12 protein-coding genes and 1 pseudogene are annotated in these 11336 nt (G+C 66.7%); 3 read left to right on the plus strand and 10 right to left on the minus strand.

From position 1 onward, the window contains the following. Positions 1–42: 42 nt before the first annotated feature. Positions 43–1212, minus strand: a pseudogene (locus ACZ4VK_RS35745) (IS256 family transposase). Between the two features lie 325 nt (positions 1213–1537). Between ACZ4VK_RS35745 and ACZ4VK_RS35750 the strand changes: the two are divergent. Beyond that, positions 1538–1921 carry a GNAT family N-acetyltransferase gene (locus ACZ4VK_RS35750; protein WP_468361914.1) on the plus strand — a complete coding sequence of 128 codons (384 nt, stop codon included), beginning with the start codon at positions 1538–1540 and terminating at the stop codon, positions 1919–1921. On the opposite strand, the gene ACZ4VK_RS35755 is transcribed toward ACZ4VK_RS35750, so the two are convergent. From ACZ4VK_RS35755 to ACZ4VK_RS35775, 5 genes are all read right to left on the minus strand, one after another. After that, complete coding sequence (locus ACZ4VK_RS35755; RefSeq protein WP_468361884.1) at positions 1912–2115, minus strand: Lsr2 family DNA-binding protein; 204 nt, start codon at positions 2113–2115, stop codon at positions 1912–1914. The two genes, ACZ4VK_RS35750 and ACZ4VK_RS35755, sit on opposite strands and share 10 nt — an antisense overlap. Before the next feature lie 167 nt (positions 2116–2282). Beyond that, entirely contained in the window at positions 2283–2591 is a 309-nt protein-coding gene (locus ACZ4VK_RS35760; RefSeq protein ID WP_468361887.1) for an SMI1/KNR4 family protein, read from the minus strand. Positions 2592–3032: 441 nt separating this feature from the next. After that, positions 3033–3914, minus strand: a complete 882-nt coding sequence (locus ACZ4VK_RS35765) for a hypothetical protein (protein ID WP_468361890.1) — start codon at positions 3912–3914, stop codon at positions 3033–3035. Positions 3915–4043: 129 nt separating this feature from the next. After that, entirely contained in the window at positions 4044–4229 is a 186-nt protein-coding gene (locus ACZ4VK_RS35770) for a hypothetical protein (RefSeq protein ID WP_468361893.1), read from the minus strand. 125 nt (positions 4230–4354) lie between these two features. Beyond that, complete coding sequence (locus ACZ4VK_RS35775; protein ID WP_450304651.1) at positions 4355–4537, minus strand: hypothetical protein; 183 nt, start codon at positions 4535–4537, stop codon at positions 4355–4357. 250 nt (positions 4538–4787) lie between these two features. Here ACZ4VK_RS35775 and ACZ4VK_RS35780 point away from each other — a divergent pair, with 250 nt between their 5' ends. Further along, positions 4788–7517 (plus strand): tetratricopeptide repeat protein, encoded by a 2730-nt coding sequence (locus ACZ4VK_RS35780; RefSeq protein WP_468361896.1) that lies wholly within the window; start codon positions 4788–4790, stop codon positions 7515–7517. 335 nt (positions 7518–7852) lie between these two features. Then, a complete protein-coding gene (locus tag ACZ4VK_RS35785) occupies positions 7853–8512 on the plus strand; it encodes a hypothetical protein (protein WP_468361899.1) in 660 nt (219 codons plus the stop codon). A 184-nt stretch (positions 8513–8696) separates the two neighbouring features. On the opposite strand, the gene ACZ4VK_RS35790 is transcribed toward ACZ4VK_RS35785, so the two are convergent. The 4 genes from ACZ4VK_RS35790 to ACZ4VK_RS35805 all read right to left on the minus strand — a co-directional run bounded on the left by ACZ4VK_RS35790 (position 8697) and on the right by ACZ4VK_RS35805 (position 10696). After that, positions 8697–9074: a hypothetical protein gene (locus ACZ4VK_RS35790; RefSeq protein ID WP_468361902.1), complete on the minus strand. Its 378-nt coding sequence runs from the start codon at positions 9072–9074 to the stop codon at positions 8697–8699. A 259-nt stretch (positions 9075–9333) separates the two neighbouring features. Next, positions 9334–10005 carry a hypothetical protein gene (locus ACZ4VK_RS35795; RefSeq protein ID WP_468361905.1) on the minus strand — a complete coding sequence of 224 codons (672 nt, stop codon included), beginning with the start codon at positions 10003–10005 and terminating at the stop codon, positions 9334–9336. Next, a complete protein-coding gene (locus ACZ4VK_RS35800) occupies positions 10002–10247 on the minus strand; it encodes a DUF6907 domain-containing protein (RefSeq protein ID WP_468361917.1) in 246 nt (81 codons plus the stop codon). The genes ACZ4VK_RS35795 and ACZ4VK_RS35800 overlap by 4 nt, the downstream gene beginning before the upstream one ends. After that, complete coding sequence (locus ACZ4VK_RS35805; protein WP_468361908.1) at positions 10157–10696, minus strand: hypothetical protein; 540 nt, start codon at positions 10694–10696, stop codon at positions 10157–10159. The genes ACZ4VK_RS35800 and ACZ4VK_RS35805 overlap by 91 nt, the downstream gene beginning before the upstream one ends. Between the last annotated feature and the right edge of the window lie 640 nt (positions 10697–11336).

Raw genomic sequence — 11336 nt, forward strand, 5'->3', positions numbered from 1 at the left:
AGCGGGTCTGTCAATTGAACGGTGTATCGGGGGTGTTCGGGGTTACTGTCGGGCTGCGGAGAGGCGGCCGTCGAAGGTGATGTCGAAGGCGTTCAGGGCGGTCTTCCAGCGCAGGGTCCAGCGGGTCTGTCCCTTGCCGGTCGGGTCGAGGGACATGATCGCCATGTAGACGCATTTCAGGGCGGCGGTCTCGTTGGGGAAGTGTCCGCGGGCCTTGACCGCCCGTCGGATCCGGGCGTTCACCGACTCGATCGCGTTGGTGGTGCAGACGATGCGGCGGATCTCGGTGGCGAAGCGGAGGAACGGGGTGAACTCCTCCCACGCGTTCTCCCAGAGCCTGATGATTGCCGGATACTTCCTGCCCCAGGCATCGGTGAACTCCACGAACCGTTCCAGCGCGGTCTCCTCGGTCGCCGCCGTGTAGACGGGCTTGAGAAGTTTGGCGATCTTGTCCCAGTCCTGGCGGGCGGCATAGCGGAAGGAGTTCCGCAGCAGGTGGACCACACAGGTCTGCACGATCGTCTGCGGCCAGACGGTCCCGACCGCGTCGGGCAGACCCTTCAGGCCGTCGCAGACCAGCATCAGGACGTCGTTCACGCCGCGGTTCTTGATCTCGGTCAGGATGTGCATCCAGTGCTTGGCGCCCTCGCCGCCGTCCCCGGTCCACAAGCCCAGGATCTCGCGCCGGCCCTCGACGGTGACTGCCAGGGCCACATAGATCGGCCGGTTGGCGACAGCACCGTCGCGGATCTTCACGTGGATCGCGTCGATGAAGACGACCGGATAGACCGGGTCGAGGGGCCGGTTCTGCCATTCGGTCATGCCGTCGAGGACCTTGTCGGTGATCGTGGAGATCGTCTGGCGCGAGACGTCGGCGCCATAGACCTCGGCCAGGTGGGCCTGGACCTCGCCGGTGGTCAGGCCCTTCGCCGACAGCGAGATGACATCTCATCCACCCCGGTCAGACGCTTCTGCCGCTTCTTGACGATCTTCGGCTCGAACGACCCGTCCCGGTCACGTGGCACGGATATCTCCACCGGACCGACATCGCAGTACGGTCTTCGACCGGGTGCCGTTGCGGGAGTTCCCGCCGTTCTTCCCCGCCGGGTCGTGCTTGTCATAGCCGAGGTGGTCGGTGATCTCGCCCGCCTTCGCCGGCTGCGGCTCAGCCGCCTCGACGGGCTCGGCCTCGGTCACGTTCTCACTGGTCATCGATGCATCCTCCATGATCGGGAGTTACACCGAACGATTTACAGTCCCCACCCAGACGGTTGGCGACCCGTTGCCCTGGGTGTTGGGGTCTATCCCGACGAACTGTAGATCCATGGCGATCTCCCATGTCGAGTCGGTTGCGCACTTTTGCGCGACGATTTCGCTCGGACATGAGCACGTCAAGAGCACCTTCAGTCAGGGAAGTTGAGCACATCCGCGAAGCGCCGAAAGCCCCACGCAGAAGAGGTGACGCGGGGGCTGGGCTGTGGCGGGTCAGCTGATGCCCTCGGAGGCATGGAATGCGGCGGAGCTGGGCGCGACCGCGATGGCGTACGTCAAATTCCGGACCTTGGCCGTCGCGGACGACCACCGTCGCCAGGGCATTGCCTCCGCGCTTCTCGCCAAGGTGATGGCGACCCACCGCGATCACCGTGCGATCCTCATGTACGGGCAGGTCACTGAGCTCTTTCCAACCTGGCGTTCCGGCGCGCTGACCATGCCCGTCGGAGCGTTCGCACCACGGTGGTCGGCTGTGGGTCTGCTGTTCGCGGGTCCACAGCCGGCTGGCATGGTCACGCATCAGTACGCCCTCGACCAGCACAGACGTGAGGTTGGAAAAGGCTCACTGCCCGTGATGCCGCCCTGCCCCGGTTCTACCGGCGCCACGGGTTCACCTCCACGCCCTGGGCGAGCCGGTCATCAGCGGTAGTTCTTCCGCTTCCATGCCTCGGTGATTTCGATCGGGACGCGTCCGCGTTCGGGGAGGTCGTATCCGTTGGCGTTGGCCCAGTCGCGGATGGCGCGCGTGCTGACCGGCGTCCGGGCGTCTGCGGCGGATGCGCTGCTTGCAAGAGCCGACGGGGTGAAAGCGGGAGCGTGGTCGAGGAGGTCTTTGGGGAACATGGGGACGCTTGTGGCCCCGTTGAGAACGCTGACAAGGAATTCGGTCAAGGAGTCGTTGTAGGTGAACCAAGGTGCGCCCAGGGCTTCGTTGACGGCGACGGTCCACTCGTCCGGGGTGTCAGCGGGCTGGGCGACCCAGAAGAGGTAGTCCCCGTTGCCGGTGATTCCTATGGGAGAAGGTTCTCGGGGGAGTGCGGGAGTTGCCAGGGGTGCCGGGCAGCCTGCCGGACCTCCTCGATCTGGCCCCGCAGACGCGCCGGCAAGGGGCCGGTCAGATCGGCCCATTCGCTGGAGGCATGCGGCTGGTAGAGGGTGATGAATCCGCAGAATTGGCCCGGTCCGTATACGGTGATGAGCTCCTTGTAGTCCTGGGGCAGACCCTTGCCCAGCGTGTCTTCGACCTCCAGCCAGTCTGGGGAGGGGCGAACGACAGCAGGAGGCGGGCACAGCCCGGTCAGCGCGGTGAGAGCGGTCATCGGTTTCCTCGGTGCTCAAGGACGGCGTCGGGGACGGGGGCTCAAGATGGGTGGGGTTGCCGGAGAAGGTTTCCTGGTTGAAGAGCAGGTCTCCGTCGTGGTCCTTCTTTCGTGCCATGGGACGTGCTCGAATGGGTCTCGCAGGGGCTGCACACATGCCTGCCGGCCACACCGAGAGACAACGCCGAGGAACCGACCCCAACCGCCGAGTCGTAGGACTACCTGGGGCAGACGTCGACAGCGCCCTTCCCCTGGCACCCAAATCAAAGGTGCCACAGGCCCCCACGTCTTCACATCGAAGGCTGACAGCGAAATCTGCTGCAGAGTCACAGGTACTCATCCTGCGCCCGCTCCGCGGCGGGACGGCGCAGCGATCCTGGAGAACCAGGTGATGAGGAAACAGCAGGCCCCCCGGTCCCAGGATCCATTGACCCCTGCAGGTCAGGCTGGCATGGAGGACTCAGAAACAGCCATAGGCGCTGCCACACCGACAGCGTCACCCGACCATGCCCTCGACACCTCAGGTTCAGCCGGTGACACCAGAGGCTGCGCCGAGCGGGCGGCTTCGACGAAGGGCGCCCGCAGGGCAGTGAACCGCTCCAGGAGCGGATCACGGACGAGGCCGCCGATCATCCGCGACCAGGCCGACGGCACACGGTCGACGACCGCAAGAACACCGGCTACCTCGCCCTCGGTCATGCACTGGCTCTCCTGGAGGCAGTACTCCAGCAGGCCGCGGTCTGTCCACCGTTCCTCGTCTTCCCGGTCGGGCCACTCCAGGAGAAACTGCCACGCGACGAACGCCGCGCTGTGATGGTCGTTATCGCAGATCTCCGCATTGAGAGGGCACCAGCCGGCCTCCAGAGCCCGCACAGCCGAACGGAGCACTGCCCTGTCCAGCGCAAGGTCCTCCAAAGTCCGGCAGTATCCCCGCAGCGCTTTCGCATGACGTTGGAGCTCCGGCTGCGCCAGGAGCTCCAACGGGCCGAGGGCCGTCTCCACCGCCATACCGTGCGCGGCGAGCTGAACGGGACGCTCCTCAAGAACGACACCCGGCAGCTGCTCAACGGTGCGCGCGAACGCGTCACAAGCCCGCAGAAAAGCGGCAGACGCGTCCGCCAGCGCGGCCTGCTGCCGCAGCTCGAGCTCTCCACGCGTCTGAACACGGGCCGCGGCCACGGAGCCATGGGCCTGGCTGACACCCGAAACGACGGTCGCGTCCGCCGATTGCCTGCCGCTGCGTCTGGCCCACAAGGCGGCCAGGAACGTGATGGGAAGCGCGAGGAAAGCGGTGGCGACAGCCACGAGATCTACCAAGTCCATGAAACTGATGCTGACGGCCCGGCCCTATGGTCCCGGCGCTGTGGCAGATACTGCAGCAAAGTGACAGACCATGATCACCGCTGTACGCCACCGAGAGCGAGGGCCTGGGGCCGCTGTAGCGAAGGAGCGCTAGGACAGCTGCTGCTCCGTTCCCTGGAAGACGAGGGCGGGGGAGAGGGCCCAGGTCCAGTCGACGGGCTGGACGCCGGCCTTCGTGTGGCTGCCATGCGGGCACAGCGCTGAGAGATAGCCAGTGGCCTCTGCCCGGAAGGCGCCGAGCAGGACATCGAAGTCGACGACACCGCCCTCCCGCAAGGGGCCGTCCGTTCGTGGTCGAGGCGCCGCCGGTGGTGCTCGGGAAGACGGCGCCTCGGGCTGTCAGGAGGGCATGCGAGCTGGTTGTTTCACGTGACGGCGCCTCGGGACCTTCTGGCCGGCCGTCACTGATAGGCACTGATCGCCGCGAAGTAGAGCCCCAGGAACCCTCCCGCGGTGGCGCCGGCGGCGAGCAGGACCGCGGACGGGCTGGCACCACTGCGACGGGTGAGAAGGCCGGATGCGGTACCCAGGTGAAGGGCGAGCGAGCACGCGAGCAGCAGACACAGAAGCTGCGTCGTTGTCATGATCAAGGTCCTTCCGTTTCGTGACCCGCTTCAGGGGGTCCGTCTGCGGAAAGGCTCGCTGTCCGGCGGAAGTGTCCGGCGGGACAACTGCGGAAGTGGACAGCTGCCGTGGTGCATGGCCAGCTCAGGACGCCAGGGCAGCGAACGGACCGGCATGATGAGGAAGATTGTTCCGGACAGCAGCCCCTCGGGGCGGGCGACTTGACGGGCTGCTGTACGCAGTGCGGGCTACAGCGGAGGGAGAAGCACGATGCCGCATCCGGAAGACTTGAGAGGACAATTGATGCGCCTCGCCGAACTGCGAAGCGCCAAACTGCACGGCAAGCCGACCCTGCGTGCCCTGGCCCGCGCCGCAAAGAGGCGATCTCCCACCGTTCCGGACTCCTGGCTCAAGGGCGAATCCCTGCCTCGAGACAGCGACGCCCTGCTCGGCCTCATCGCAATGATCCGAGCGGAAGCCGCCCAGTTCGGATTGCTAGAGCAGGACGTTGATGCACCCGGGCTTACGGTGAAGGACTTCCTGCAGGACAGACGCTGGCAGGACCTGTTCGACGTGGTCTGGGACGCACGTTCTGAGGCCAAGCGCGAGGCGGCCCACCACCAGCAGGCGCAAGCAGTGCTGGAAGCCAGAGGCCCCCGCGAATCCGTGACCGCACCGGCAGACCCGCCTCGCTCGATCCGCTCCTGGACGGCGCGCCGCCTCGGAGTGCACCCCGCCATCCGCGGCGCTGCGCACATCCCTGACCCGGCCAACGACTTCTCACTGCCCTGCTACGTGGAACGCCCTCACGATCTCCAACTGCGCGATCTGCTCATCCAGGCTGCGCGCCCTGGTGCGGGGCCCCTGCTCGTGGTGGTGGCTGGCACCTCCTGCACGGGCAAGACCCGTACCGCCTACGAAGCCCTCGCCTACCTTCCCGATACCTGGCAACTGCTCTTTCCTCAGACTCCCGCCACGCTGCAGGAGGCGTTGGAGGCCGGAGCCGCGGGTCCAGGCACCGTGCTCTGGCTCAACGAGGCCCAGGAACGGCTCTCCGGCCCTGACGGTGAGAGCGCAGCCGCCGCACTGCTCCGTCGCCTGGACACCGGACAAGGCCCCTTCATCACCCTGGCCACCTTATGGCCGGAAAAAGAAGCGGCACTGCGTGGCACCACCACACCACGAGCCCGTGACCTGCTGGCCCAAGCCCACCGAGTCGCTGTCCCCGACTCCTTCAGCCGCCACCTGGACAGAGTGCATGAAGCCTCCGGTAAAGACGGAGCCCTGGCCATCGCACTGGCCACGGGGGGTACGGCGATCACCCAGACCCTCGCTGCCGGCCCCGACCTGGTCCACCACTACGAGAACCCGCAAGATGCCCGAGGCCACCTCGGAAACGCCGTCATCAGCGCTGCGGTGGACGCACGCCGCCTCGGTGCCACCAACCCCATCCCTCTGGCATTCCTTCAGGCAGCAGCCCCCGGCTACCTCAGCGCGGCGCAGCGGGGAAACGCCGACCCAGCGGCCTGGTTCCACGACGCCCTCAGCTACGCCCAAGCCGAGGTGAAGGAGGTGGCTGCCTGCCTGCAGCCGGTACCGCACCCGTCAGGCATGGGACCCAGCCCGGACGTTGTCACGGTCGCGGACTACCTTCAGCAGCACGGCTCATGGACACGGGGAGATCAGTTGCCTCCCGCTTCCTTCTGGAAGGCAGCCGCGCACCACCTCACCGATCCGTCAGACCAGTACCGGCTGCTCCTCAGCGCCGAGGGCCGGCTGCTCAACCGGCAGGCCACCCACATCGCGCTGCACATCGACGCCGACCTGCCCGCAGGGCTTCTCCGCACCCTTGTCCTCGCCCGGGACTCGGCCGGAGACAAAGATGGCGCTGAGTTTCTCGCGCGCATGCGAGCTTCATCCGATGTCCTTTCGGACTTGGCACGGGCGCGGGAGAGTTCCGGTGAGCCGGCTGATGCCGAACGTCTCGTCCGCGAGGCTGCTGTCCACGGTTACGTCATCGGTCTGGCCGACCTGTCCCGGATGCGGGCTGAAGCCGGCGAGTGGGAGAGCGCCGAGCGTCTGGCCCGCGAAGCCACCGGCCTCGGCCATAACCTGGCTCTGGACGACCTGGCCCGTGTTCGGGAAGAGGCCGGCGAGATGGAAAGCGCCGCGCGCCTGTACCGCGAGGCTCCCGCACACCGCATCCTGCCGTCCCCTCAGCGAGTGCAGGACGAGAACGCCGACACCCGGTTCGTCACCTGGAACACCACCCCAGCAAACCACCTCTGTGCCTATGTGCTGCTAGTTCGAGGGAGAGAACGCGCCGGTGATGCAGAGGGTGCCGAGCATGTGGCACGTCTCGTCGCGGCCGATGGCGACCCCTTCGCCCTCTCCGCCCTGGCCCTCATGCGCGATGCGGGCGGCCAGGCGGCGAGTGCTGAGAAGCTGGCCATCGAAGCGGCCGCCCACGGTGAGCCCTCCGCCCTCCTGTCCCTGGCGGAGGCACGTGCCAGGGACAGAGCATGGGCCAGTGCCGAATATCTCGTACGCCAGGCCGCCGACCACGACGGCTGGTATCCCTTCATTCGCCTGGTGACGTCACTGCAGGAGGCGGGGAAGGCAGACGATGCGGAGCGAGTGGCCCGGGAAGCCGCGGCCCACCGCTACCCGTTCCCTCTGGCAGACCTGGCTGGCATGCGGGAGAAGGCCGGGCAGCACGCTGACGCCGAGCGGTTGGCGTGGGAACTGGCCCGAAACGGAGACGCCGGGACTCTTGCCGACCTGGCCCTGAGCCGGCAGGCAGCCGGTCAGCCAGCCCAAGCCGGGCGACTGGCACGTGAGGCTGCAGCCCGGGGCCATCCCCGCGCGCTTAAGGAGTTGGCCCTGCAGGCAGAGGATCACCACTTGCTGGCCTATGGACTGGACAGTGACGGAACCCCGTCCCTGCCCTGGACGGTAGCGGACATCATCTCCGAGTGCGAAAAGCGTCTGGCCCGGTGAGTGACGTCGATCCGGTCCCCACACCGCCGTGCCCTTGACCGGACCCTGTGCCGCCGAGGAAACCGTGTCCCCGAGCGCCCACCCGTGCCCGTAGGGCTGCCCGCGGCGGCCCCACCCACAGGCTCTGCATCGACGGAACCGACCGTACGTGGGCGCTCGACCGTCTGACCGCCCCGAGAGGGCGGGCCAGCATCTCAGCCGCGTCCGCGTCATCTGCTGACCATCCTGGCCAGCCGCCGTCTTGGACTTCAGCTGCTCCGTCACCACACCCAGTTCACCGGCAGGGTGCCGAACGCGCGGACCGTACTGTCAGACGCTGTCGGTAGCGTCAATGCATGGACCACCTCAGAGCCCTCAGCACCGATGGCTGGACAGTCGTCGTTGCCGTCGTTGCCGCCCTCGTCGCCGTATGGCAAGCGTCTATCGCCCGTGGCACCGCCAAGAGTCAGCTGAAGCTCTCCGAACGCATTCACCGGGAGCAGAACGAACCGTACGTGATTGTGGACATCCAGCTGGATCCCCTGCACGGGGCACTGCTGCTTGTCATCGAGAACACCGGCCCCACCGTCGCGCGTGATGTCCGCATCTCCTGTGACCCTCCTCTGGAGTCCGGATGGGCTCCAGAACAGGGAGAACCGGACCTGACTCAGATCATGCAGGAGGTTCTCGGCCGCCCCATCCCTATCCTGCCGCCGCACCGCCGGCTCACCTTCCTCTTCGACAACAACGATCGGTTCCAGAACGCCCTCCTACCGCGCGTCTACACCTTCACGGTCGACGCGAACGGTCCGGAAGGACACGTCGAGACGGCGCAGTACATCGTCGGCCTGGACGCAGTGAAGTGGATCATCATCGAGAATCGGCCCACCAAGCATCTTGAAGACAAGCTGGCCAAGATCGAAAAGGCGATCCGCGAATCAGGTCACACCGCCCGTCAACCTCTCCTTCCTGGAGGAGTTCCGCATCCAGACGGAGTCCCGGTACAGGTCCAGTAGCCGACACCCGCCAGCCATGAGTGATCACAGCTCAGGCCGGGACCGTCAGCCCCGTACCCAACGGCACTGACAAACCAGCCGATACAGAGATGGCGCCCCACCACCAGGACGTCATTGCAGCGAAGTAAGCCAACCACAGAGGCAGCAGCAGACCGTGCGAAGGACCGCGACCCCTCGCGCCGTATCAGGCAGCCAAGAGTCCGCCGGGACAGCCGAAGACGTCTGCGAACGGCATGGACTGGTCGGCAGGGACGAGGAGGTAGGGCGTACCGGAGCCGGCAGCGGTCCGTGGGCCTTCCTGCCCGTAGCTGAGGGCGTCGTAGGGGGTGAGGAGGTCGAGGTTGTCGAAGACGTAGTAGAGGGGGAGCTGGGTCCAGGCGACGAGCTGGAGATGGGCGGCGACGGCGGCCCGTTCGATGGCGTGCCGCCGGCTGGTCTGGCTGGTCATGCGACTTTTGCAGTCGATCAGGACGGCCTGGCGGCCCTGTGCGGCGATAAGGTCAGGTGTCCAGCACAGGGAGCTGCTGGTGTGGTGCAGGGCGAGCCGTATGGGCTCGCCCATGACTCCTTGTCCCCACGGGCTTACATGCCAGCCGCGGCGGTTGAGCTCCTGGGCGACGCGTTGCTCGTGGGCGTCACCGGTCGCCTTCCTTCTCTGAAAGCTCGGCATACGGGGGAGTGTGGCGCGCCCCGCCCTTGATGAAACAGCGGCCGCTCCCAGGCCCTATATGGTTCGGCCACACCCTTCCCACGTACGCGGACGTCCGTCCTTGTCCGTGAGTGTCCGACCACGTCCGCCGGTGTCCAACCAGGTCCGGTTGTCACCGGCTGAAACTTGGCCGGATCACCACCCCGCCCGCATGCCCGGGGTCAGGCCCCCCGACCGCAGCCGTGATAGCCGTCCTGTCCTCCAGGCAGTCCAGGCGCGCCGCCAAGACATCGGCGTCATCGGCCATCCGGCGCAGCCGCCTGGCGAACGCCCGAGTCTGATCAGCGTCCAGATCCGCCGAGAATCCTGGGCAGAAGAACGAGACGACAGGCCCGCACGACGGGCCGTCCCCCCAAAACAGCTGCGCCGTCACGACTTCGGCGCCATCACCCGGTGCCCGGATACAGTGCTCCTGCCCGAAGAATCCAGCCCCCCATTCCACATCCCGCATCGGGTCCGAGCCGGTCCGCGTGTCTGCCAGCCGCGCAGCCAGGGGCGCCAGCCCCTGGAGGAACGCGTGCACCTGTTTCTGAAGCCCAGCGATCTCACCGGCGCTCGTCAGTTCCAGGCACGAGCCGGCGATGTTCGCCCAGACCTCCCACGCCCGCGGGTACCTCTCCTCAGGATCCAGCTCCACCAGTTCGGCTCCCGCCTGCACGCCGCCACGCTCATCGAGCTTCACCGCGAACCCGAACGCACTATGTGGAGCTCCCGGGAACTTCACGTGATCAACCACGCAGGCACCCTCCAGTCCCACACAGCCGTCGCCTACCTCGCTGCTCACGCCCCCGCCCCCTTGTACACGCGCCGGGCCTCAGCAAGCCGCCCGCACAGACCGTCCAGCACGTCCAGGTGCGCCCGCAAGGTCTGAATCACGTCCGCCAGTTCGCCGGGGCCGAGGCACTCCATCCACTCGTCCATGAATACCTCCAGACTCACGTAGGGCACTCGACGTGAGGCCTGACTGGAATGCGGTTCAACGCGGATTGCGCCCGAGAGTCGGCGGTTCCCTCCTTGGCATCCCAGACGGGAAGCTCAAGGGCCGCACCTGCACCGATGTCGTGAGAGATGTCCTCGAGCATGGCCCCCTCCCGCATGGCGCTGGTGTGGTCGCTCACGCACCCTTGCGGGCACCAGGTGAGGAAGGGCTCCTTGGAGTGCCGATCTCGCCGCAGCACGACGAGGGGCCGCTCCGCGGGGACACCAAGCTCCCGGGCGAAGAGAGCGGATACGATCCGCTCACGCTCGGCCGTGGCCAGCCCCGACGGAAGCGAAATCACCCACTGGCTGCCCCCGATGTGCAGCACCCGGCTCACCGCGCCGTCACCCAGGGCCGCTTCACGTGCCAGATGGACGCCCAGTTCTCCCAGACGAGGCAAGAGAGGCAGGCCATCCTCGTAGGCGGCCCGACGAGCAGCAGAAAGATCCGCAAGACGGACAGAAGGAAGGGCCGATTCGGACAGCGCAACGCTCACAGCAATCCTCCAGACCAAAGAGAGCACACCCACCAACCGGCGAGCAGGTACAAGACTCAAGACGTCCGGCAGCACACACGAGTCCGCCAGGACGAGAAGAAGAGAAGCGGCAGGGACTCTCCCGAGCAGCAAAGCAACCCGGCCTCATCAAGAGTGAGCCCACTACACCCCGCCACGCACAGAGCCGGCCTCAACACCATCCATTAGACGGAAGCCAGACACCACCACGTTTGAAACAACCAGGCCCACCACACCACCCAAGCAACCCACCACTCCCCGCCAGGGGAGGAGGTGGCAGCCAATCAAATCACTGCCCAAAAAACCCCACATGACATCAAGGCGCCGGCAGGCGCCCCCATAACCCACCCCTTCCCGCCAGGGGAAGGGCAACACCGAACACCCCCTCATGCCGCCAGGCATGACACCCCACCAACCTCCGGTCGCCAGGCCGGAGCTGACAACCACCCCACGTTGGGCCGCCAGGCCCAACCCCCGCTTACCCGTTGCCCCCGTCAGGGGGCAAGCCCCCCAGTCCCCACCCCTGTCATGCCGTCAGGCATGACGCCGCACCACCATCCCGCCGTCAGGCGGGAGTTGGGCCGCCAGGCCCAACTTAAGAGCCGCCAGGCTCTCCGCCCCG

The sequence above is a fragment of the Streptomyces sp. NPDC028711 genome (assembly GCF_055565415.1).